Source organism: Streptomyces sp. NPDC038200 (genome assembly GCF_055600785.1).
On the sequence record NZ_JBVJYH010000002.1, the window covers coordinates 314306 to 337532 of the forward strand.

At 73.7% G+C, this 23227-nt stretch carries 18 protein-coding genes and 1 pseudogene; 8 read left to right on the plus strand and 11 right to left on the minus strand.

Annotated elements, in window-relative coordinates:
- Nucleotides 1-57: 57 nt before the first annotated feature.
- Nucleotides 58-1431: a S1 family peptidase gene (locus tag ACZ7KF_RS06445; RefSeq protein WP_471069810.1), complete on the minus strand. Its 1374-nt coding sequence runs from the start codon at nt 1429-1431 to the stop codon at nt 58-60.
- A gap of 124 nt (nt 1432-1555) precedes the next feature.
- Nucleotides 1556-2386, minus strand: coding sequence for an SAM-dependent methyltransferase (locus ACZ7KF_RS06450; protein ID WP_471069811.1), 831 nt, complete (start codon nt 2384-2386; stop codon nt 1556-1558).
- 369 nt (nt 2387-2755) lie between these two features.
- Here ACZ7KF_RS06450 and ACZ7KF_RS06455 point away from each other — a divergent pair, with 369 nt between their 5' ends.
- Nucleotides 2756-3142 carry a PPOX class F420-dependent oxidoreductase gene (locus ACZ7KF_RS06455; protein ID WP_471069812.1) on the plus strand — a complete coding sequence of 129 codons (387 nt, stop codon included), beginning with the start codon at nt 2756-2758 and terminating at the stop codon, nt 3140-3142.
- 22 nt (nt 3143-3164) lie between these two features.
- Here ACZ7KF_RS06455 and ACZ7KF_RS06460 read toward each other — a convergent pair whose 3' ends face one another.
- The 3 genes from ACZ7KF_RS06460 to ACZ7KF_RS06470 form a co-directional block, all read right to left on the minus strand.
- Nucleotides 3165-5720: a hypothetical protein gene (locus ACZ7KF_RS06460; protein WP_471070024.1), complete on the minus strand. Its 2556-nt coding sequence runs from the start codon at nt 5718-5720 to the stop codon at nt 3165-3167.
- A gap of 420 nt (nt 5721-6140) precedes the next feature.
- Nucleotides 6141-6557 carry a Zn-ribbon domain-containing OB-fold protein gene (locus ACZ7KF_RS06465; protein ID WP_471069813.1) on the minus strand — a complete coding sequence of 139 codons (417 nt, stop codon included), beginning with the start codon at nt 6555-6557 and terminating at the stop codon, nt 6141-6143.
- Nucleotides 6558-6764: 207 nt separating this feature from the next.
- The gene (locus ACZ7KF_RS06470) at nt 6765-7511 is read right to left on the minus strand and encodes a TetR family transcriptional regulator (RefSeq protein WP_471069814.1); all 747 of its coding nucleotides are present in this window, start codon (nt 7509-7511) and stop codon (nt 6765-6767) included.
- A 233-nt stretch (nt 7512-7744) separates the two neighbouring features.
- Here ACZ7KF_RS06470 and ACZ7KF_RS06475 point away from each other — a divergent pair, with 233 nt between their 5' ends.
- The 3 genes from ACZ7KF_RS06475 to ACZ7KF_RS06485 all read left to right on the plus strand — a co-directional run bounded on the left by ACZ7KF_RS06475 (nt 7745) and on the right by ACZ7KF_RS06485 (nt 9858).
- Nucleotides 7745-8365 (plus strand): substrate-binding domain-containing protein, encoded by a 621-nt coding sequence (locus tag ACZ7KF_RS06475; protein WP_471069815.1) that lies wholly within the window; start codon nt 7745-7747, stop codon nt 8363-8365.
- A gap of 385 nt (nt 8366-8750) precedes the next feature.
- Nucleotides 8751-8939, plus strand: coding sequence for a hypothetical protein (locus ACZ7KF_RS06480; RefSeq protein ID WP_471069816.1), 189 nt, complete (start codon nt 8751-8753; stop codon nt 8937-8939).
- A 76-nt stretch (nt 8940-9015) separates the two neighbouring features.
- Nucleotides 9016-9858, plus strand: coding sequence for an ATP-grasp domain-containing protein (locus ACZ7KF_RS06485; protein WP_471069817.1), 843 nt, complete (start codon nt 9016-9018; stop codon nt 9856-9858).
- On the opposite strand, the pseudogene ACZ7KF_RS06490 reads toward ACZ7KF_RS06485, so the two are convergent.
- Nucleotides 9845-10632 (minus strand): annotated as a pseudogene (locus tag ACZ7KF_RS06490) (polysaccharide lyase family 8 super-sandwich domain-containing protein); the annotation flags it as partial. The gene ACZ7KF_RS06485 and the pseudogene ACZ7KF_RS06490 sit on opposite strands and share 14 nt — an antisense overlap.
- Before the next feature lie 263 nt (nt 10633-10895).
- Here ACZ7KF_RS06490 and ACZ7KF_RS06495 point away from each other — a divergent pair.
- Nucleotides 10896-11630 carry a peptidoglycan-binding protein gene (locus ACZ7KF_RS06495; RefSeq protein WP_471069818.1) on the plus strand — a complete coding sequence of 245 codons (735 nt, stop codon included), beginning with the start codon at nt 10896-10898 and terminating at the stop codon, nt 11628-11630.
- A 212-nt stretch (nt 11631-11842) separates the two neighbouring features.
- The gene (locus tag ACZ7KF_RS06500) at nt 11843-12283 is read left to right on the plus strand and encodes a flavin reductase family protein (RefSeq protein ID WP_471070025.1); all 441 of its coding nucleotides are present in this window, start codon (nt 11843-11845) and stop codon (nt 12281-12283) included.
- A 182-nt stretch (nt 12284-12465) separates the two neighbouring features.
- On the opposite strand, the gene ACZ7KF_RS06505 is transcribed toward ACZ7KF_RS06500, so the two are convergent.
- From ACZ7KF_RS06505 to ACZ7KF_RS06525, 5 genes are all read right to left on the minus strand, one after another.
- Nucleotides 12466-14910 (minus strand): SpoIIE family protein phosphatase, encoded by a 2445-nt coding sequence (locus tag ACZ7KF_RS06505; protein WP_471069819.1) that lies wholly within the window; start codon nt 14908-14910, stop codon nt 12466-12468.
- A 397-nt stretch (nt 14911-15307) separates the two neighbouring features.
- Nucleotides 15308-15688, minus strand: a complete 381-nt coding sequence (locus tag ACZ7KF_RS06510; RefSeq protein ID WP_471069820.1) for a hypothetical protein — start codon at nt 15686-15688, stop codon at nt 15308-15310.
- 543 nt (nt 15689-16231) lie between these two features.
- A complete protein-coding gene (locus ACZ7KF_RS06515) occupies nt 16232-17149 on the minus strand; it encodes a MurR/RpiR family transcriptional regulator (RefSeq protein WP_471069821.1) in 918 nt (305 codons plus the stop codon).
- Between the two features lie 78 nt (nt 17150-17227).
- A complete protein-coding gene (locus ACZ7KF_RS06520; RefSeq protein WP_471070026.1) occupies nt 17228-18973 on the minus strand; it encodes an ArnT family glycosyltransferase in 1746 nt (581 codons plus the stop codon).
- 311 nt (nt 18974-19284) lie between these two features.
- Nucleotides 19285-19947: a nucleoside/nucleotide kinase family protein gene (locus tag ACZ7KF_RS06525; protein ID WP_471069822.1), complete on the minus strand. Its 663-nt coding sequence runs from the start codon at nt 19945-19947 to the stop codon at nt 19285-19287.
- Nucleotides 19948-20136: 189 nt separating this feature from the next.
- On the opposite strand from ACZ7KF_RS06525, the gene ACZ7KF_RS06530 reads away from it, so the two are divergent.
- Both ACZ7KF_RS06530 and ACZ7KF_RS06535 read left to right on the plus strand, forming a co-directional pair.
- Entirely contained in the window at nt 20137-20877 is a 741-nt protein-coding gene (locus ACZ7KF_RS06530) for an HAD family hydrolase (protein ID WP_471069823.1), read from the plus strand.
- The gene (locus ACZ7KF_RS06535; protein WP_471069824.1) at nt 20874-23225 is read left to right on the plus strand and encodes a glycoside hydrolase family 65 protein; all 2352 of its coding nucleotides are present in this window, start codon (nt 20874-20876) and stop codon (nt 23223-23225) included. Before ACZ7KF_RS06530 ends, ACZ7KF_RS06535 begins: the two co-directional genes overlap by 4 nt.
- The last annotated feature ends 2 nt before the right edge of the window (nt 23226-23227 follow it).

Sequence of the window (23227 nt, forward strand, 5' to 3'; positions counted from 1 at the left end):
CGGGTGCCCTTCGCGTCGTACCCCCGGAAACCGAGCCGGGGCCCCGCCGCCGCCCTGTCAGCTCCACGTCGCCGAGTAGTACCGCTGATACGCCTTGCGGTCCTGCTCGGCCCGGATGTACCGGGTCGCGACCAGCGCGATCAGACTGCCCGCGATGACCAGCAGACCGGGACCGACGTTCCGGGTGTCCGTCAGCCGCGCCAGCAGGGTGCTGCTCTCCGATCCGCCCGTGACCGGCGCCGAGGAGCCCGGTGAGGCCGCGCTCGGGGCCATCGCGCCCTGGCCCCCCGCGGCCGACGGCGCACCCCCCTGGGCGCCGCCCGCGTTCTGCGCCGACACGATCAGCCGCACCCCCAGCGTCGTCAGTGCCTTGGTCACCGGCTGGAAGAACGTCGTCCCGCCCGTCGTGCAGTCCCCGTTGCCGCCCGAGGTGACACCGAGCGCGACGCCCTCGGAGAACAGCGGGCCGCCGCTGTCGCCCGGTTCGGCGCACACATCGGTCTCGACGAGCCCGGTGACCGTCCCCTCGGGATAGTTGACGGTGGCGTTCAACGCGGTGACCCGGCCGTCGTGCAGGCCGCTGGTGCTGCCGCTGCGGAACACCCGCTGCCCGACCGCGGGATCGGCGGCCCCGGTGATCCGCACGCCCTTGCCGCCGCCGACCGCGACGACGTCGGCGCCCGCACCGGCCTTGCCGCCGGCGTACTGCACGAGCGAGAAGTCGCTGCCGGGGAAGGAGCTGTTGACGGTGTTGCCGAGCTGCTGATCACCCTGGTTGTCGGCGAACCAGGTGGACCCGGCGGGCCCGCAGTGGCCGGCGGTGAGGATGAAGTCGGACTGCCCGTTGGTGACGTTGAACCCCGCCGAGCAGCGACCGCCCGTGGACAGGATCGGCTGGGCGCCGTTCAGCCGCGTGGTGAACGTGCCCTTCGTCCGCTCCATGTGCACGAAGCCGCCGATCCTCCCGGCGACCCCGGTCAGCCGGGACCAGTCACCGGCGGACACCGTGCGGTCCGCCCGCACCACGACCCGGTTGGTCCGGTAGTCCACCGCCCACGCCGTGCCCGGCACCCGCGGTGCCGAACGCAGCGTGGCCGTCGCCGACCTCAGCTCGTCCATGCTGTGCGGCACGACCTTCGCCTCGGCCCCGGCCCGCCGCACCGTCCGCGCCGTCGCCTCGTCGGTCACCGCCACGACGGGACGCCCGTCGGCGCCGATCCACGTGCCCGCGGTACGGGCGGTGCCCAGCCGGGCCACCAGCGCGGCGCCCTCGTCCCCGGCGCCGCCGGCGGAGCTGAACGGTCTGGCGGAGGCCGGCGGAGTCTCGCCGGCCATGGCCGCCTGGGCGACCATCCCGCCGCCCAGGAGGAGTCCGCCGACCGCCGCCAGCCGTGTCACTCGCCGGACGACCCGTCGTCGTGCGTGCCGCATGCATGGCTCCCGAAGCCGAACCCGAACGGACGGTGCCCCAACCGGCACCGCGGGGCCCTCGGCTCGTCGAGGACCCGCTCCTCCATACGGCCCCCGGGGCTGCGGCGTTCACCGACGGTGGCGCTCAGCTCTTGCGGGCCACCCCGCCGAACATGGCGACCTCCTCCGGCTCGGCCCCGTGATCGTGCTCCGGCCGCCACCGCGAGCAGGACACCACACCCGGCTCCAGCAGTTCCAGGCCGTCGAAGAACCGGGCCACGTCCTCGGGCGTGCGCTGGGTGAGCTTCGGAGTGCCGTGCTCGTTCCAGAACTTCACCGCCTCGTCCACGTCCGGCATCGAGGGGCTGGTGATGGTGTGCGACAGCACCAGGTGGCTGCCCGAGGGGAGCCGGTCCGTCAACTGCCGGACCAGACCGTACGGGTCCTCGTCGTCACCGATGAAGATGACCACGCCGAGCAGGATCAGCGCCACCGGCCGGCTGAAGTCGAGCGTCTTCGCGGCGTGTTCGAGGATGGCGTCGACGTTGCGCAGATCCTCGTCCAGATAGTCGGTACGGCCCTCGGGCGTGCTGGTCAGCAGCGCACGCGCGTGAGCGAGGACGAGCGGGTCGTTGTCGACGTACACGATCCGGGACTCCGGTGCGATCCGCTGCGCCACCTCGTGCGTGTTGTCGGCGGTGGGCAGCCCGGTGCCGATGTCCAGGAACTGCCGGATACCCAGGTCGCGCACCAGGTGGCTCACGGCGCGGCCGAGGAAGAGCCGGTCCGCGCGCGCGTACTCCCCGATGCCGGGGTGCAGGTGACGGATCTGGTCGCCGGCCGCGCGGTCGACCTCGTAGTTGTCCTTGCCGCCGAGCCAGTAGTTCCAGATCCGGGCGGTGTGCGGCTGGCCGGTGTTGATACGGGCGCGCAGCGACACGGCCACGTCGTTGGTGGCTGCCGGGTTGTCGGTCACGTGGGTCAGCTCCTGGGTGCCTGATGAGATGCCTGACGAGAGATACACCGTGCAGGACGCAATCTAGACGCCCGAGTTGATCTCCGCCGCGCTGCCCGGGATTTCCCCCGCCCCGACCCACCCACGCCGCCCGGCGGTCGCGTACGTTCCGGCGGCCCCCGCGTCCCCCTGGCGGCCTCCGCGTACGTCCGGTGGCCCCCGCGCACCTCTTTCGGCCCCCGTGTACGTCCGGCGGTCCTCGCTTACCTCTGGCGGCCTCCGCGTACGTCCGGCGGTTCCCGCGTACGTCGGGGTCCGCCTCGCCGTCTCCCGGCCGTCCGTCGGCGTCCGGTGCTCCTCGGGCGGCGCTCGGCCTCCTAGACTGCGGACATGGACGACACGCGGCTCGACCGGCTCGGCTCCGGCAAGTACCTGCTGGTGACCAGCTACCGCAAGAACGGCACCTCCGTGGCCACCCCGGTGTGGGTGGTCCGGGACGGCGGCGCCCTGGGCGTGTGGACGGTCGCCGACAGCTGGAAGGTCAAGCGGATCCGCCGCCGTGCCGACGTCCTCGTCGGCCCCTGCGACGTGCGCGGCAACCCCACCGGCGACCAGTTGCCGGCCACCGCCGAGATCACCGACGCGGCCACCACCGCCCGCTACCGCACCCTCATCGCCCGCAAGTACGGCATCCTCGGCCGCCTCACGCTGCTGGGCAGCCGGCTGCGCCGCGGTGCGGACGGCACGGTCGGGATCCGGGTGACCCTCGCGGACTGAGGGCCACCCGGACGCATGCGTCCTACGACGCGTTCAGCACCGACCCGGACAGTTCGAGGCCGCCGGCCTGCGGCTCCCCGGTCCGCATGTCGATCTGCCGGAACAGCACCGACTCCGTGGCCTCCCGGACCCGGTCCTTGACCGTGGGCAGGGTGATGTCCGCGCTGGTGCGGCCCGCCGGGACGTCCGCCCACAGGTAGAGCCCGGCCACCTTGGACAGCGGACGCTCGGGGTCCGCCTTCTCCCCGGTCGCGTCCCGCAGCCAGCGCGCCGGGACGTCCTTGGTGGACAGCTCCGGCGCGGTCGCCGGCACGACCGTGAACATCGCGCTCATGTCCACGTCCACCGCCTCCGACAGCGACACCCGCCACTTCAGCGTCTGCCCCTCGGTCACCTTGCCGGCGACGGGGGTGACGGTCATCGTCGGCGCCGGGTCGTCGTCGTGGACGACGATCCCGCCCCGGTGGGAGCCGACGACCGCACCGCGGACCGCCTTCACCAGCACGTCGTACGACACATCGGTGCCGTACCGCGTGTTGCCCTTCACCTCGACCGGCACATCGATGTCGTGGCCACCCGGACGCACCGTCACCAGCCGGTCCTTGGCCTTGCCGGTGACCGGGTCGATGACGTACACCCGGACCAGGCCGCTGCCGCCCTGGCCCGTCACCTGCACCGGAACCCGGTAGGTGCGGACACCGGAGTCACCCTCGTCGACGGTCGTCCGGCCGACGTCCACGCGCGGCAGCGCGGACGTCCGCACCGCGGGCGTCCCCGGCTGCCAGCCCCACGCGTCCATGAGCCAGGCCCGCCCCGACGCCGAACGCGGCGTCAGTTCGAGGGACTTGACGGAACCCAGGTCGAGCCCGGCGCGGGTGGCCGCCGTCAGCGGCACCCGGATCTCCCGCGCCCAGTACGAGGCGGTCCGCTCACTGCCCGGCAGCCCGTCCACCTTGACCCGGCCCAGCTTCGCCTTCTTGCCGGCGGCGTCGGTCAGTGACACGTCCAGCTGCGCGCCCCGCGAGTTCGGCGGCACGAACAGCCGCAGCGACAGCGCCTTGGACCCGGTCAGCGACACCGGCGTGCCGGCGGTCACCCGCGCCGGGGTGCCGGCCCGCGTCCAGCGCAGCGCGATCGCGTGCCGGCCGGCCTCCCGGTCGATCTCCCACTGCGCGAAGTGCGGCGAGGCCCCCTTCGGGTTACCGCCCAGGCAGGTCTTCGCCGGGCTCGGGTCCACCGCGGCGCACAGCTTGCCGCCGGTCACCGACACCCCGCCGTCCGGCAGGAACCCGCCGCCCCGGCGGGCACCCACCGCGTGGCTCAGCACCCGCGCCGGGTCCGCCGACGGCGCCCGCTTCCCGGAGCCGTCCAGCAGCGGTCGCACCCGGTCGTCCCCGGCGAGGAACAGCCGCGCGGCGGCGGCGATATACGTGGAGCCGGCCCGGTGCTGCTGGTCGGCGGTCAGCCGGGTCGCGGCCCGCTTGGCGCACACCGGGTCGTGGTGCTGCGGGTCGTCGGAGAAGTCGTCGTCGGCGGGTGCCGCGGCCTGGCCCGGCGTCCACTCCGAGTTGAAGAAGTTGTGGTTGGCGCCGATCACGTACACCGCGCTGTGCAGTGCCGTGCCGTTGCCGACCGCGCGCGTGCCGTCGACGTACACCTCGCCCTGGAGGTCGGAGACGTCACCGTCGCAGCCCGGCAGGATCGTCACCGACGGCACGTCGGGCACCGGGTTCTGACCGAAGACGGTCGGGCCGATGAGGACCGTGCCCCGGATCTTCCAGCGCACCGGCCCGTGATAGCCGTCCTGGTCCGCGGGCGGCGGCGTGAGGCTGTCCAGCGCGGCCCGGTTGACGCCCTCGCCGCCCCGCGAGTGCCCGACCAGCAGCACCCGCGACAGATCGGCGCGGGGTGCCTCACGGACCACCTTGGGCGCGGTCTCGGGGTGTTCGGTCCAGCCGGCCCACCGGGCCAGGTGCAGCCGCACCAGCGACGAGCGGGCCTGGGCCCCGCCGTCCTCCGCCGCGAAGTCCTGACCGTTGATGCCGTTGGCCGAGATCGACACGGTCACATAGCCCTGGGAGGCCAGCAGCTTCTGGTCCCGCAGATAGCCGCGGTGGCTCGGCACCGGCTTGGTGCCGGCCTTGCACGGCCAGTCACCGCCGATGTCGTCGCGGCCCTTGTAGCAGGTGTAGTGACGGCCGTGCAGGAACAGCGCGAGGGGCCGCGCGCCGGACGCCCCGACCGGCGCGACGACGACCGCGCGCATCTCCACCGGCGCCGGGAAGCCCGGCAGCCGGACCGACTTCAGCCCGTACTCGCCGGTCTTGGTGCGGTACGCGCCCGGCTTGCCCGGGTCCACGCCGTTCGCCGGCAGCGGGGCCGGCAACCGGGCCGCCGACGCACCGCCGACCGTCTCCCGCGCGTCCAGCCTCCGCCCGCCGGACCAGACCTGCAGCCCGTGCAGCTCCGTGGCCCGCCGCCCGTCGAGCGGCAGCCGGAAGGTGCGCCCGTCCGCCCCGGGCCGCGGAACCCCCAACAGCCTGTCACCGGACCGGAATTCGACCCGCGCGTTCCCCATCGGAACCGGCTGCTCCGACCGCCACACCAGCTGCGGGGCCGAGCCCTCACCGGACAGCCGCCACCCCGGCGGCAGCGGCGCGCCGTTCCCGGCCGCCGACACCCCTTCGTCTCTCGGTGGTTGGGAGTGGGCGACTGCCACTCCCGGGGATGCTCCCGCCACCGCGAGCAACGCGGCGGCGGCCACCCATATGCGCCGGGCACGGACCACATTTCCTCCTCGAACCCCGACCTCGGACGACCCGGCCCTCCCGGGCGCCCCTCGCTTCCGGAGGATGAGATGCGGGGGCTGTGGGTTGCCTGTGAAGAGAAGGTGATGGATCACATGAGGGGGAGTCGAGCGCGTGGGATCCGCGCGGGGCGACTCGGACGCCCGGGGGTGCCGCGGCCCGTCGGCCGAGGGGCCGGCGTCGTGCCGGGATCAGGTCCAGGCGCGGTACGGCTCGTCCGTCAACTGGAAGACCGGCTCGCCGCGCACCGGATCCTTGGCGGTCGACAGCCGGACCCGGTCACCGCTGTGGATCCCGACCGGCGGCCCCATCACCCGGCCCCGTACGACGAATCCCTCCGTCATCTCTATCAGCGACACATTCCGAGCCGCCGGCGTGTTGCGGTGCACCACGGTGGAGTGGCGGACGGTGCCGGTGCCCTCGCTGCGCTCCGTGCGCAGCTCGCTGCCCTGGCACACCGGACACAGCAGCCGGTGGTACATCGCGGTGCCGCACCAGGTGCAGCGCTGGAAGAGGATGGCGTCCTTGGAGTCCGCGGCGGCGGGATCGAGCACACCCGTCGCGGAACCGGCCGCTGGATGCGCGGTGCTTGCTGAGTGGTGGTACACGCTGGTCAACTCCCTGCGCTTGGCCGGAATCCCGCGTGCCCGGCCCGCACCGCGCACGCATGCGCACGGTTGCCGTGCGACCGTGCACGCCGACAGGTTATGGCACTCAGTGTCACTCGTAAAGGCACTCCGTACCCATTTCTTGCCGCCGGTCCGCCGCGCGACCGTCGTCGCGCCTGCCGTGGCCGTCGGCCGGGCGGCCCCGGGTCAGGTGCGGCCGAGCGCCGTCTCGAGTTCCTGCACCACCCGCCACAGCGGGGCGTCCCGGCGGGACACCAGGATCACCACGTCCTCGGGCCGGTCCTGCTGTTCGCTCGTCCGCACGGCACCGACCCAGGCCGGCACCGCCGGGGTGTCCGCCGGCCGCGCGTACGTCACCTGCACGTATCGCAGGGCGTGATCCACCGCCGCGCCCGCGTCGCCCCGGCCCTCCGACCGCAGCCAGGAGCGCAGGGCGTTGTTGTGCGCCGCGACGACCGCCGCCGCGATCACGTCGGCGCGCAGCGTCCCGTCGGGCCGTCCCGCGTACCGCTCGCGCAGATACGCGGCGAGCGCCCGCTCGTAACGCCACACCACCGACAGTTCGTAGGCGCGCAGGCCGGGCACCTGCCGGGTGAGCCGGTAGCGCTGTACGGAGAAGGTGGGGTTCTCGGCGTACATCCGCAGCACCAGCCGGGCCGCGTCGCACACCCGGCGTACGGGTTCGTGCTCCGCGCCGCTCGCCGCGAGGAAGGCGGTCATGTCGGCCAGGCAGCGCTCGTGGTCGGGGAAGACCACGTCCTCCTTGGAGGGGAAGTAACGGAAGAACGAACGCCGTCCCACCCCGGCCAGACCCACGATGTCGTCCACGGTGGTCTGCTCGTACCCGCGTTCCAGGAAGAGCCGGAAGGCCGCCGCCACCAGGGCGTCCCGGATCGGCGGCTTCGCGGCCGGCACCGCGCTGCTGGAGCTCATGGACGGGAACGTAGCACCCGGACCGTACGTGTGACACTCAGTGCAGCGTGAGCGGCTTCCTGAGGGAACTGAGTGCTCCTGGGACTGCCCGTCCGAACACCGGAGCGATCGAGTTGACTGGAACCGATCGATACAAGCCCTGCGCACCGCCCGCGATCAGGTGGCTGACGGCCCCCAGCTGGTTCGGCGGTGTACCCGCGGACGGGCAGGAGAAGTGGCTCGTGGAGTGCGGAGTGCCCAGTGTCCTGATCGAGCGCTCCGCCCCGCCCGGCAACCCCGCCGCCGAACTCGACCGGGTCCGTACCGACCGCGCGCAGGGCGCCGCCGCGGCCGTCGGTCACTTCGCCGGCCTCGGTCACCGCCGCATCACCGCCGTCCTCCAGGAAGGCCCGCACGCCGCCCGTATCGGCGCCGGGTTCGAGGCCGCCGTCGCCGCGCGCGGCATCGAGGCCGACGCGGGCGCGCCCGGCGTGCGCGAGCACGGCGACTACGAGGCGTCGGTCGACTACCTCGTCGAGGCGGTCCGCGAACGCGGCGTCACGGCCGCCTTCGTGCACAGCGACGAGGACGCCCTCGTGCTCGTCCCCCGCCTCCAGGCGCGCGGCGTCCGCGTCCCCGACGACCTCGCCCTCATCGCCTACGACGACCAGGTCGCCGCACTCGCCGACGTCCCCCTCACCGCCGTCGCCCCGCCCACGCACGCGGTGGGGGAGCTCGCCGCCGACCTCCTGCTGCGCCGCATCGCCGAACAGGCCGGCGGCCGGCCCGCCGGACCCCGCCGCCACCTGGACCTTCTCCCGGAGTTGCGGATCCGCTCCTCCTGCGGCGGACGCCCCCCGGTGGCCCGCTCCTGACCTCGCCCGAACGGACCGCTCAAGAACTGAGCATGTGAGCGATCGTTTTGATTATTCTGCTCGAACGCTCTTGACGCTGATCGTCGGCGCACAACAGATGTCCGCGACCGCCTCTTCCCGTACGAGGTCCCGCAGGAGCCGTGCCATGACGTGCCCGGCATCGACAGCGACGCTCTCTGTGCCGCCCTCGGCCGCTCGGTCACGGACACCGCCGCCCAGCTGCACCCCCTCACCGGCACCGACCCCGGCGCGCTCGCCGCCGACCTGGAGGCCCGCTTCCTCACCACCGTCCGGCAGGAGGCCGCCCCGCTGCCCGGCGCCCTTCGACTCCTGGGGCTCCTGAACGAGCTGGGCATTCCGGCCGCCGTGGTGTCGGCGTCCCCCCGTGGACGCCGTCCAGAAGATGCTCGACGCCCGCGGCGCCCCCGCCTTCACCGCCACGATCGCCGCCGGTGAGACCCGCCGCACCAAGCCCGCCCCCGACCCCTGTCTGGCCGCCGCCCGTGCCCTGGGCGCCGACCCCGCCGCCTGCCTCGCCGGGGGCGGCCGGAGGCCCCCGCACCCTGCGGCGTAACCTTTCTCCACCGTCGCCGGAGCCGGCCGTCGCACCACCCCGGCCGCACTCCCGCAGCACCCCGAGGAGAGCCCCCATGCCCGCCGCCCGCCCCCGCCTGCTCTACGTCACCGACCTGGCGTACCAGGCCCGCGGGCGCCGCTACTGCGACGAGGACGTCCTCCTCACCTCCCGGCTGCGCGCCCACTTCGACCTCGCCCTGTGCCATCCGCTGGACGCGGCGGCCCTGATGGACGGCTTCGACGCCGTCGTCGTCCGCAACAGCGGGCCGGTCCTCGGCTACCAGGGCGAGTACGACGCGTTCCGCGCGCGGGCGCTCGCCGCCGGCACCCGGGTGTACAACCCGCTCACCGGGAAGGCGGACATGGCCGGCAAGCAGTACCTGCTCGACCTGACCGCGGCCGGCTTCCCCGTGATCCCGACCGTCGACCGCATCGAGGACCTGCACCTGCTGCCCTCCGCGGAGCGGTACGTGGTCAAGCCGAAGCGCGGCGCGGACTCCCTCGGCCTGCGCATCGTCCCCGGCGGCCGGATCGCCGAGCACGTCGCCGGCGACGTCCTGATCCAGCCCTGCGTCGACTTCGCCCACGAGGTGTCCTTCTACTTCGTCGACGACGACTTCCAGTACGCCCTGTACGCCCCCGACCCCGAGCGCCGCTGGGAGCTGCGGCCCTACAGGGCCACCGCCGCCGACCTGGAGTTCGCCCGCCGGTTCGTCGACTGGAACGACCTCCGGTACGGCATCCAGCGCGTCGACGCCTGCCGCGCGCCCGACGGCGGCCTGCTGCTGGTCGAGCTGGAGGACCTCAACCCCTATCTGTCCCTGGACGCGCTGCCGGAGGAGGCCAGGGACGCCTTCGTCGCCGCGTTCACGGCCTCCCTGAGCCGGTTCGCCCAGGAGGCGCTCAGCCCAGCCTGACCGCGATCCGCTGGGTGGCTCCCGCCGTGCCCGTCAGATCGCCGATCGCCAGGGTCAGCGCGGAGCCGGTGGCCGCCGAGACGAGCGTGGCCGGCGCGGACGTCACCGCCGACGCGCCCGCCGGGTCGGTATCGTGATCGACGTACAGAGTCAGGTACGTGCGGTTCAGCACGGTCGTGGAGCCGCCCTTGTTCACCGTGCTCCAGCTGCCGTCGCGGGCCTCGCGCAGCGCCCGCACCGTCGCCCCCGCCCGGGGAAGACGCAGCCGCCGTGCCTGCCGATGTGCGCCCACCGGGCCCCGGTGAGCGTCTGCGACCACGCGAAGGCGGTGGGCTTGACCGTGCCGTCCACCGTGAGCGGGGCTCCGCCGGCGGGGCCGAGGTTGCGGTTCTCGACCGTCGTCTCCACGGCGGTGCCGTCGGTGCAGGAGATGCCGGCGCCGAGGCAGACGACGGTGTCGTCCAGGAAGAACCACGACTTCTTCGCCCCGAGTGTCGACTGCAGACCCTTCAGGTGCTGGCCGACGGCGGCCCGCTGTCCGTCCGTCGCCCCGCCCACCCAGTTCACGTCCGGTTTCGCGGCGCCCCAGTCGCCGCCCGCCGCGTCGGTCAGCGGCTTGCGGGAGACGGTCGTACCCGGCAGCCGGTACGGGGCGACGGTGGGCCAGAAAGCGTCGCTGTACTGGCCGTTGGCGAAGGTGTCGCCCCGCCAGTACAGCATCCCCGCACCGGTGTGCCAGCCGAGCGGGTTCTCGCCGTTGCCCGTCTCGTAGTAGGCGGATCAGGAACGGGACCAGGAGCGTGACCGGGAACGTGACGAGGAGGGCGACGAGGAGGGCGACGAGGGCTGTGACCGGGGAGTCGTCATGACGGCGGTTTCTAGCATGCACTCACTCAAACGCTCAATGCATCGTACCGAATTGAGCGAATCGATCGTTTGGTGGGGGAGTGGGGTGCCTGAACATGGCCACGGCGGGCGCCGTATCTCAGCGCAAGGGCCGCGCAAGCCCCCTACCTTCGGGACGGAAGGAGAGTCAGGTGCCGACACCGCCCGACCCCGAACAGCCGCCACCCGGACCGGTCCTGGAACCCGTCCGGATCCTGCGACCCCGCAGCTTCGACGCCCTGGCGGAGCTGATGCGGGAGATCCGCCCGGACCCCGTGACCTTCGACCCCCTCGGCACGACACCCGGCCCCCACCCCGCTCCGCCGCGCCCCGCCGAGGAGGACACCGAGGAACTGCCGCCCGTACCCACCACCCGGCCCACCGGCCCACGCCCCCCGGACGCCGCCGCCACGAGGACCGTCGGCTCCCGCCCCGGACTGCGCCGGGCCGCCGTCGCCGCGGCCGTGGTGGCGGCGGCGCTCGTCGGCTTCGCCTGCGCCCTGCTGCTCCCCGGCCGTCAGGAGGCCGCCGCGACCGCCCGGCCCGCCCCGCCCGCCACCCCCGTACCGTCCGCCACCACACCGGCTCCCTCCACTCCCACCCCGGCGGCGTCGTCCGCCGCCACGCCCGCCACCGACCCCGACGGCCCCGGCACCCTCCGCCAGGGCGACACCGGGCCCGAGGTCATCGACCTGCAACAGCGCCTGCTGCGCGTCCCGGACGTCTACCGCGACGGCTCCGCCAGCGGCACCTACGACGTCACGCTCACCGAGGCGGTGGCCCGTTTCCAGCTCTGGTACGGCATCAGCGGCGACGAGACGGGGGTATACGGCAACGACACGCGCCGGGCGCTGGAGTCCCGCACCGGCTTCGGCGACGATTCATGAGCGGCACGCCGGGCACACCGGGAGCAGCGGGGAAATCGGGGCGGCCCAGAACGCCACGCGGACGGCGTGGGCTGGGCCCGGGCGGCGGAGGACGGGAGCGGAACGGCATGCCGCAGGAGAACGGTACGGCGGACGGGCCTCGGCGGGCCGAGCCCGGTGGTGGTGGCCGGACGGCGGATCCGGGCGTCTTCTTCGAACGACTGGACCCGGACATGTGCGTGGTCACCGTCGCGGCGGGCGGCGAGCGCGCCGGCTGCCTGGTCGGCTTCGCCTCGCAGTGCTCCATCCGCCCGCCCAGGTTCGCCGTGTGGCTGTCCAAGGCGAACCGCACCTACCGGATCGCCCGGGCCGCGCAGTGCCTCGCCGTCCATCTGCTGACCCGCGACCAACGGGACCTGGCGGAACTGTTCGGCGGCGAGACGGGCGACGAGGTCGACAAGTTCGCGCGGCTCGACTGGCGCGAGGGGCACGGCGGTGCCGCCGTCCTGGAGGGCGCGGCGGCCTGGTTCGTCGGCACCATCCTGCACCGCACCGACGGCGGCGACCATGTCGGATTCGTGCTCGACCCCGTCCAGTGGGGGGAGGGCCACGGCGGGCCGCTGCTGCGGATCTCCGACGCCCTCACCATCGACGCCGGCCATCCCGCGGACTGACCGCGACCGCCGACGGCCTCAGCGCGCAGCGGCGGTAACGGTGCGGTGTCCTACTGGCTGGTAACGGTGCGGTGTCGTACTGGCTGGTAACGGTGCGGGAAGACAGCGGCCGTAACGTCGCGGGAAGGGTGCGGGCCGGTGCCTGCCCGCCGGTGGACGTCCGTGTCCCGGGCGTTCGTCTCCTAGGCCGGCGAGTCCCCCACGGCCCCCGCCGTATCCTCCGCGTCGTCCAGCGGCATCCGGATGTCCAGGACGCAGACGTCGTCCCGTCGTTCGTCCGCCAGCATCGTCGCGAGCAGCGCGTCCAGGGAGCCGGACCCGCCGCAGTCGTGGGCGCGCACCGCCTCGGCCAGCCGGGCGAAGCCCTCGTCGAGGCTCTCGCCGAGGCGTTCGACCAGGCCGTCGGTGTACAGCAGCAGCCGGTCGCCGGGTTCCAGCCGCAGTTCCATCGACTCGTACTCGGGCGCGGCCGTCGCGCCGAGCAGCATGCCGCCGGGCCGGTCGAGGAAGCGCACCTCGCCCCGGCGCACCAGCAGCGGCGGCGGGTGCCCGGCCTGGGCCCAGGCGAGGACCTGCCGGTCGGGGTTGTAGCGGGCCAGGACCATGGTGGCGGTGGTCTGACTGTCGCGGGAGTGCAGCAGCAGCTGGTTGAGCCGCGTCAGCGCAGTGGTGAGCGAGGAGCCGGTGCTGACCATGCCCTTCGCGGTGAACCTGAGCTGGGCCATGGTGGCCACGGCGCCGATGCCGTGGCCCGCCACGTCGCCGACCACGAACAACGCGTCGTAGTCGGGAAGCTCGATGGCGCTGAACCAGTCTCCGCCGACGTGGATGCCGGCCTGCGCGGGCAGATAGGCCACCTCGATGCGCAGCCCGGCCAGCTGCACGGGCTTGCTGGGCAGCGGCAGCAGGGCGTGCTGCAGTCGCGCCGCCAGGGCCCGCTCGGCCTGCAGGACGCCGCGCTGGAGCAGCATCGCGCGTTCGCTCTCCACCAGGGCGAGTTCCGCGCTGCGCTGGGCGCTGACGTCCTGGACGAAGCCGTGCACCTCGACCGGGGTGCCGTCGTGCGCCATGACGGCCTCGGCGACCATCCGCAGATGCCGGACGCCCACGGGTGTCTCGATCCGGAACGGCACGTCGAACTGGCGTCCGCGCGAGACGAGTTCGGCGATCGCGTGGGAGAGCGGACCGGTGTCCTCCGGCACAGCGAGATCGGGCAGCTGCTCCAGCCGGACCGGTTGCTGTCCGGGGTTCCGGCCGAGTACGGCGTACGTCTGCGCGGCCCAGGAGGTCTCCTGCGTGATCAGGTTCCAGTTCGCCCAGCCGAGGTTGCCGAGCCGCTGCACGTCGGACAGACGCTGCTCCTGCCGGTCCACCGGGTCGTGCCGCAGCCAGGTCACCACCAGGCCCTCGCCCAGTGGGGCCGCCCGCACGGTGTACGTGGCGGTCACGAGCATCTCGCCGATGACGTCCTGGTAGGCGAACGGCTCGCCCTCGAAGGGCACTCCGGTCTCGAGCGCCTGCAGGTAGCCCTGCCAGAGCGGTTCGCCCGCGACCGACGGGTAGCTCTCCAGGATGTGCTTGCCGACCATGGCCCGGCCGGTCCGGCCGAACACGTCGACCGCCTCGGGGGTGGCGGCGTCGATGCGGTAGTCCTCCACCTCGCCGGAGGCGGCGCGCAGCGGAGTCAGCAGGATCGCCGCGCCCGGGAGCGCGTCGAACACCGCCTGCACGGTCTGGGGGACGTCCCCGGGCGTGCCGTTCTGCGGGCTGTCGAAGGCCCGCAGCCGGCCGGCGCACAGCCGGGCCACGGCCCGCAGCAGCTCGCGCTCGCGCGGCTGGAAGGGCGCGTCGCGGCGCCGCAGCACCCCGAGGGCGGCGCTCGCGGTCTCACCGGCCGGCATGGGCAGCCAGACTCGGGTGTGCCAGCGTTCCGGGGGGTCTCCGATGAGCAGATAGTGCGTGCGGTCCTCGGTGACGTCCTCCAGCCAGCGCGGCTCCCCGGAGTTCAGGGCGTCGAGGGCGGGTACGCCGGTCACCGGGGGCACGTGCCGCCACTGGGCGGCGAGGGTGGGGTCGACTCCGGCGTACCCGATCAGTCCGAGCCCGCCTTCGGGCAGCCGCTCGTAGAGCATCACCGCGTCGGCGTCCACCTCGGGCCCCAGGTGATCCAGCAGGCAGCTGGTCAGTTCGTGCGGCGACGCGATCCGGATCAGGTCGCGGCCGATGTGCCCCAGCACGTCCGCCAGGTCCAGGGTGCCGACGGGGGCGTGCTCCCAGGAGCCGGCTGCGACGGGCGCTGCCGTGACCGGTGTCGCCGGGGCGCCGGGGAGATGTTCTTTGGGCGGCAGGGCGCCCAGGGTGAGCCAGCACTGTTCGAGGAGGGTGCGGTTGCCGTCCTTGGCACGCTGGAGCAGTTCCTTGTGGGCGGCGTCGGGTGTGCACCCGGTGACGGCCATCAGCACGCCTTTGGCCCGCTCCAGGACCGCCGAGCTCGCGGCGAGGTCCCGCAGCCGTTCCATCTCCGCGCGCTGCCGGGCCACGACCTTGACCAGCGCCGCCAGATCGGCGCCGGTGTCGCGATCAACAGGAGGCAGAGGCTCGCTCGTCACGCGTTGAGCATGGCACATCCGACACCGTTCGATCACTCGTCTGCCGAGTCGGAATTCATACGACCTCCATACAAGCTCCCTGGAAGTACTTCCTACAAGCTCCCAGGTGGCGAAGAGGGGCCGAGGCCGGGAGGCGCGGCTCCGGGCCGGGCTCGAAACGGCTGGTCGGCGCGAGCGGCCGGCCCCGGCGGGGAAGGGCTCGGCAGGGGCGGACCGGGCCTGGGAGGACCTGGCGGAGACGGCAGGGGACGGCAGGGGATGGCAGGGGGGCGGCAGGGGGAGCTGGGCCGGAGGCTGACGCCGAGGGCCGCCGGGCGGTGGGGGTGGCCGGGCGGTGGGGGCGAGAGGGCGGGGGTGGGGTGAGAGGGCGGGGGTGGGGGTGAGAGGGCGGGGGTGGGGGTGGGGGTGGGTGAGGTCAGCGGCTCGTGCCGCGGCCCGCCAGGGCCTCGCTGACCGCGCGGACGCTGCGCGCGATGTGCTGGAGCTGGAGTACCTCGGCCGCGTACAGCTTGATCGTGTGTTCGATCACGGTTTCGGGCAGTCCGAGCATCGGCAGCTCTGCCCGAGCCGTCTGCAGGGCGGTCCGGGCCACCCGGATCTCCTGCTGCACCTGGATCTGCGCGTGCCGGGCGAGCAGGACCGGGTGCCGGATGAGCGCCGGATAGCTGGCGTAGCGCGCGGGGATCAGCTCGCGCAGCCACTTGGCGGCCGAGCGCTCCCAGTCGTAGCTACCCGGCGTCTTGACCTGACAGGGCCAGTCAGGGCTGATGCGCGTGCTGGTCAGAGGCATGATCATCGCTTCCGGTGTGCGGCGTCGTGAGGGTGTCGACGGATTCGGGGCGGCCCCGGCCTAGGGGATGGCCGGGGCCGCCACGGGCGCGTCGCGCAGACGACGCGCCCCGGTACACCCCCGCCGCCGACGTGGGTAGGGGACGGCGGCGAGAGGTGTCCGTGCGGGAGCCCCGGGCGCGGGGAACCGGCGCTGCGTGCGGTGGTGCGTGCGCATGGGCGGTCCGTCGGCTTTCTCGGGGCGGTGTGCGAGCGGTGAGTCCGCGGGTGCGGTCCGTGCCCGGAGCGGGCCGGACGCGATCCGTGAGCAGTATTTATATATGCCGTCCCGTTTGCAAGACGTATGAAAAAATTCATGCACGATATGGGGTGAATCATCCCCGTCCATGCGGTGTGTGGCCGCAAGATCTTCACGGATGCCCGGCACGCGCGGAAGGATCGGCCGCCGGAACGGCTTCCGGGAACGCCCTGTCCGCCCCGCTTCCGTCGCCCGGGAAGAGCCGCGTCCGTCCGCAGGGAGGTGAGCGTCCGCACCCCGGGGACGGACGTGTCAGTCCTTGAGGAAGAACTGGTGCTGCTCGGAGAGCTGTTCGTACTTCTCCAGCCGGGCCTGGGTGCGTTCCGGATCGGCGTCGGTCATGGCCTGCAGCAGCGCCGCGGCCAGCACACCGGGCGCGGCATAGGAGTCGAACACCAGCCGTGAGCCGGTGCCGGTGGCGAAGGTGACGTCGGCCTCGTCGGCCAGCGGCCCGAGCGCCAGGTCCGTCACCAGGGCGACCTTCAGCCCCGCGCCCCGGGCCACCCGGACGGCGTTCAGGGTCTCCTGGGAGTGCCGGGGCATGGCGAAGGCCAGCACCCAGCTGCCGCCGGCCTCACGGGACTGCAGCAGCGCGTCGTAGGCCACGCTGCCGCCCCGGGTCACCAGCCGCACATCGGGGTGGATACGGCGGGCGGCGTAGCCGAAGTACTCGGCGAGCGACACCGAGATGCGCAGGCCCAGCACGGTCAGCGGCGTGGACCGGGACAGCTCGCGGCCGACGTGGATGACCCGGTCGGGGTCGGCGAAGTCGCGCCGCAGGTTCTCCAGGTTCTGGATCTCGGCGTCGACGGCCGCCTGCAGCTCGTTGGCCCGGTCCTCCTCCCCGGGCCCGCCGGCGAGGGTGCTCAGCGCGATCGACTGGAGCCTCTCGCGCAGCGCGGGGTAGCCGCTGAAGCCGACGGCGGCGGCGAACCGGGTGACGGACGGCTGGCTGACCCCGACCCGGTCGGCCAGCTCGGTGATCGGCAGGAACGCGGCCTCGGTGATGTTCTCGATCAGGTACTGGGCGATGCGCCGCTGCCCCGGCGACAGACGGGGACCGTCGAAGAGTTCCCGGAGCCGGGAGGTCGGGGCGGCCTCGGTCGTGGGCACCGCTTTGCCCGACGTGATCGCTGATGCCTGTGCGCGTGCCTGCTGCGGCGAGGGCACCGCTCGGCCTCCTTTGTCTGCCACGAGCACTCAACATAGCTCACCGACCGCCGCGACCAGGGGGTTGAGGCGCCGGCCTCAGCGCCGGTACAGGCTGATGGAACGGCCCACTTCGCCGACCGGCCGGCTGCCGGCGATCAGCTCGGCGAGCCGGCCGCGGGCCTTCGCGACGGCGGAGTCCGACACCACCAGCAGCCCGTGCACCCGGTCCGGCGGCACGGCGCGCGGATCGGCGGCGCGGATGCCGTAGTACGACGGCACTCCGCTGCCCTTGTACACCAGCCACACCCGCTCGCCGGGGTACCGCTCCCGGAGCCGGTCGGCGAGCCGCCCCAGGTCCTGCCCCCAGTCCACGTTCGAGTCGTGCAGCAGCAGGTGGGTGTGCGCGGGCCCGCCGAAGGCCTCGTTCGCGTACGGCAGGTAGTACGGGAACGTGCGCAGCGAACTCACCGCCACGAACAGCACCAGCGCACCGGTCAGGGCCCCGCGCCACCGCCATCGCAGGGAGAGCACGAGGGCCGCCGCCACCGCGAGGAACACCGGCACGAACAGCGCGTACCGGGTGCCGAAGTCACGCGCCCCCGTCATCGCCGCCGCCAGCAGCACCGCCGGGGGCAGCAGCAGATACGGCGCCGCGGGCCGCAGCCGCCGCCGCGCCACGACCGCCACGGCACCGGCCGCGCCCAGCGCCAGCAGCCCGAGCGGCGTCTTCACCAGCAGGGCGGCCGGCAGGTAGTACCAGAGCGAACCGGTGTACAGGCGCCCGAACAGAAAGCCCTGCCAGGGGTAGTCCTCCAGGCCGAACTGGACCCGCATCCCGGCCCGGTACGCCGGAGGCACCGGCAGCAGCTCCACCAGCCGCCCGCGCAGCCCGGCCACCGCCGGCACCGGCTCCGCGGGCGAGAACCGCAGCCGGGGATCGACGGCCAGATACGCGGCCCACACCACGGCGACCGCCACCACCGCCACGACGGCCGCGCCCGCGAGCGCCGACAGCATCCGCCGCGGCCCGCTCCCCGACGGCCCCGGCCGGCCTCCCCGCCGGGACCACCAGGGGGCCGGGCCGGACCGCTCCGCGGCCACGACCGAGACCGCTGCCAGCGCCATCAGCACCGGCACCATGGGCAGCGCGCTCATCTTGGTCGCCACGGCCGCCCCCAGGGCCGCACCGGCCGGCGGCAGCCAGCGCAGGGGGCGCTTCCGGGCCCGCCACACCAGCCAGGCCGACGTCAGCACGAACCCGGCCGCCGGCAGGTCCAGCGTGGCCAGCGAACCGTGCGCGATCACATCGGGGGAGAAGGCGTACAGGGCGAGCGCGGCCAGCCCGCCCGCCGTGCCGGCCAGGTCGCGGGCGAACCCGAACACGACCAGCCCGCACAGCAGCGTCAGGGCGATCACCGGCAGCCGTGCCCACAGCATCAGCCGCCAGGGGTCGTTGCCCGACTCGTACAGCAGATGCCGGCCCACCGCCCCCTGGGTGCCGGTGTACGAGGGGTCGTAGTGCGGGCGGGCCACCGCCACCCCGGCCGCGATCAGCAGCTTGCCGAGCGGCGGATGCTCGGGGTTGTAGCGCAGCCGGTGCTCGCGCAGGGAGTCGGTGGCCGTCGCGACGTACACCGGCTCGTCGATGGTGGGGGTCTGCTGGACGGCCGTGGTGACCATCGCCGCGGCCATCTGCGCCAGCAGCAGGACGACCAGGAGCGGCAGCAGCCACCGCCGGTGTCCGCGCAGCCGCGCGTACGGGCCGCGGGCGGCCTGCGGTGCCGGCCCCGCGGCGGGTGCCGGGGGCGTGGTGAGGACCGGGTGCTGTTCGCGCGCCATCATCCGTACCGAGGCGGCGCCGGCCGTACGGTGACGGGAGGGCTCGGGGGCCGGATCATGGCCCCACTGTCGCACCGCTCCCGCCGCCGCGGACGTCACCGCCGCACGAGTCGTACCGGCAGACCTTCTGCCGTGCCCTCGGGTACGGCCCGCGGCCGGTCGGGGTTCACCTGGATCCGCTCGAACCTCGGGCCGCTCGAACCTCGGGGCGCTCGAACCTCGGGCCGCTCGAACCTCGGGCCGCTCGAACCGCGGTCGAGCCGGGGCGCGTCCGGTACGGCAGACCTGGCGTCCGCGGCCGGGGGGCTTGGACGTCAGCTCTCCGGGAGCGGCACGGCCGGCAGCGTGGCGGCCGGCACCACCAGGTCCGCCCGCTCCCGTGTGGTCGCGATCAGGTCGGCGTTGCGCTGGTCCGTGCCCAGCACCCAGGCCACGGCCGCCGCCCGGTCCTTGCCGAACTCCTCGTGCCGGGCGACCAGTCGGCGGATCCGCTCGTCCTCGGCGATCTCGCAGAACCACACCTCGTCCAGACACGGCCGCACCCGCGCCCACGCCCCCTCCGCCAGCAGCAGGTAGTTTCCCTCGGTCACCACCAGCCGGGCTTCGGGCGGCACCGGGAGCGCGCCGGCGAGCGGCTGCTCCAGCACCCGCTCGAACCCGGGCGCGTACACCACCTCGCCGTCCTCCTCGCGCAACCGCCGCAGCAGCGCCGCGTAGCCGGCCGCGTCGAAGGTGTCCGGGGCGCCCTTGCGGTCCCGGCGCCCCAGCCGGTCCAGTTCGGCGTCGGCGAGATGGAATCCGTCCATGGGCACGTGTGCCGCCCACGGCGGGCCGTCGGCGTTCAGGGCGCCCACCAGGCGCTCGGCCAGTGTCGTCTTGCCCGCACCGGGACCGCCCGCGATACCGAGCAGGGCACGCCGGCCGCCCCGGGGCAGGGCACGGGCGCGGACGAGGAGATCGTCGAAGGTCGGAGGCACGCGGTCGGAGGGCGGCGGCACGCGGTCGGAGGGCGGCGGCACATGATCGGAAATCGGCGGCACGCGGTGGGAAGTCGGCGGTACTTGATCGGAGGTCGGCGGCACACAGAGAGTGTCGCACCACCCGTCCACCCGGCGTGTGGCGCGCGCCACCCGCTGGAGCGCCGCCGACGGGGAACAGTCCTGGGTATGACTCAGCTCGGTCTGCCCGACACCATCCAGGCCTGCCTCTTCGACCTCGACGGGGTCGTCACCAAGACGGCCGTCGTGCACGCGGCGGCCTGGAAGGAGACGTTCGACGCCTTCCTGCGCGACTACCAGGGCGAGCAGGGACGGCCGTTCGACTCCGCCGCCGACTACGACGAGTACGTCGACGGCCGCCCCCGCGCCGACGGCGTCCGGGCCTTCCTCGACTCACGGGACATCCACCTGCCCGAGGGCGGCCCCGGCGATCCACCCGACGCCCGTACCGTGCACGGCCTCGGCAACCGCAAGAACGAACTGCTCCTCGCGAAGATCCGCACCGGCGGAGTCGAGGCCTACGAGGGCACCCTGCGCTACCTGGAGGCGGTCCGCGCCGAGGGGCTGCGCACCGCGATCGTCTCCTCCAGCGCCAACTGCCGGGACGTGCTGCGCTCGGTCGGCGCCGAGCACTTCTTCGACGTCCGCATCGACGGCGTGGTGGCCGCCGAACGGAACCTCCCGGGCAAACCGCACCCCGACACCTTCCTCGCCGCCGCCCGCGACCTGGGCGTCGAGGCGTCCCGCGCGGCCGTCTTCGAGGACGCGCTGGCCGGCATGGACGCGGGCCGCGCGGGCGGCTTCGGGTACGTCGTCGGCGTGGACCGGGTGGGCCAGACCGAGGCACTGTACGCGCACGGCGCCGACACCGTCGTCCGGGACCTCGCCGAACTGGGAGGCAAGCAGTGATCACCGACCGGTCGTACGCCGTCGAGCCGTGGACCGTCCGGGAGACCGCCCTCGACCTCGACGTCCTCGCCCAGAGCGAGTCGGTGTTCGCCCTGTCCAACGGGCACGTCGGCTGGCGCGGCAACCTGGACGAGGGAGAACCGCACGGCCTGCCCGGCAGCTACCTCAACGGCGTGCACGAGGTGCATCCGCTGCCGTACGCGGAGGCAGGCTACGGCTACCCGGAGTCCGGGCAGACCGTCATCAACGTCACCAACGGCAAGGTCCTCCGGCTGCTGGTGGACGACGAACCGTTCGACCTGCGCTACGGCCGGCTCGTCTCCCACGAGCGCGTCCTCGACCTGCGCCGCGGAGTGCTGGAGCGCACCTGCGAGTGGACCTCACCGGCGGGTTCGACGGTCCGGGTGCGCTCGACCCGGCTGGTGTCGCTGACCCAGCGGGCGGTGGCCGCGGTGGCCTACGAGGTGGAGGCCGTCGGCAGCCGCAGCCGGGTGGTCATCCAGTCGGAGCTGGTCGCCAACGAGAGCCTGCCCGAGTCCGACGGCGACCCGCGCGCGGCGAGGGCGCTGAAGTCGCCGCTGGAGCAGGAGGACGGCTTCGCCGCCGGCGAGCGGCTGCGGCTGGTGCACCGGACCCGGCACAGCGGCCTCAGGGTCGCCGTGGCCGCCGACCACGTGGTCTCCGGGCCCGAGCGCACCACCAGCCGCAGCGAGAGCGGCATCGACGTGGCCCGGCTCACCGTCACCTCCGTGCTGGAGCCCGGCCAGACCCTGCGGGTGGAGAAGCTGGTCGCCCACGGCTGGTCCGGCGCCCGGTCGCTGCCCGCCATGGCCGACCAGGTCGACGCGGCGCTCGCCGCCGCCGCGCACGACGGCTGGCAGGGCCTCCTCGCCGACCAGCGGGCCTGCCTGGACGACTTCTGGTCCCGCGCCGACGTCGAGGTGGAGGGCGACGAGGAGATCCAGCAGGCCGTACGGTTCGCGCTGTTCCACGTCCTGCAGGCCGGAACCCGGGCCGAGCGGCGGGCGATCCCGGCGAAGGGACTGACCGGCTCCGGCTACGACGGGCACGCCTTCTGGGACACCGAGATGTTCGTCCTGCCGGTGCTCACCCACACCGCGCCCCAAGCCGTCGCCGAGGCACTGCGCTGGCGGTACTCCACCCTGGACGAGGCCCGCGAACGCGCGGCCCAGCTGGGGCTCGCGGGGGCCGCCTTCCCCTGGCGGACCATCGCCGGCCCGGAAGGCTCGGCGTACTGGCCGGCCGGCACCGCCGCCTTCCACGTGAACGCCGGCATAGCCGACGCCGTCGTCCGGTACGTCGAGGCCACCGGCGACACCGCCTTCGAGCGGGAGACCGGCGTGGAACTGCTGGTGGAGACCGCCCGGCTGTGGCGATCGCTGGGCCACCACGACGCGCACGGCGTCTTCCACCTCGACGGCGTCACCGGCCCCGACGAGTACAGCGCGGTCGCCGACGACAACACGTACACCAATCTGATGGCCCGCCAGAACCTGCTGGCGGCGGCCGACGCGGCCGAACGCCACCCGCGCGAGGCGCGGCGGCTCGGGGTGGACGAGGAGGAGAGCGCGGCCTGGCGGGACGCCGCCGGCGCCATGCACATCCCCTACAACGACGAACTCGGCGTCCACGAGCAGCACGCCGGGTTCACCCGCTACCAGCGCTGGGACTTCGAGGGCACCCGCGCCGACCAGTACCCGCTGCTGCTCCACTTCCCCTACTTCGACCTCTACCGCAAGCAGGTCGTCAAACAGGCCGACCTGGTACTGGCCATGTACACGTGCGCCGACTGGTTCGAGCGGGAGCACGACGAGGAGCAGATCGCCCGGAACTTCGCCTACTACGAGCCGCTGACCGTCCGTGACTCCTCCCTGTCCGCCTGCTGCCAGGCCGTCGTCGCCGCCCGCACCGGCCATCTGGACCTCGCCTACGCCTACACCGCCGAGGCCGCGCTGATGGACCTGCAGGACCTGGAGCACAACACCCGGGACGGGCTGCACATCGCCTCGCTCGCGGGTACCTGGATGGCGCTGGTCGCGGGCTTCGGCGGCCTGCGCCGCGAGGGCGACCGGCTGCGGTTCGCGCCCCGCCTGCCCGACCGGTTGAGCCGACTCGCCTTCCACGTCCAGTTCCGCGGACGCCGGCTGCGCGTGGACATCGGCGCGGACAAGGTGACGTACGCGCTGCTGGACGGCGAACCGCTCACCCTCAGCCATCACGGCGAGCCGCTGACGATCGGCACCGACGAGCCGGCCGTCCGGGCCGTACCGCCGGTGGCCCGCCGCCCCGCCCCCGCACAGCCGGCGCACCGCGCACCCGCCGGCTGAGC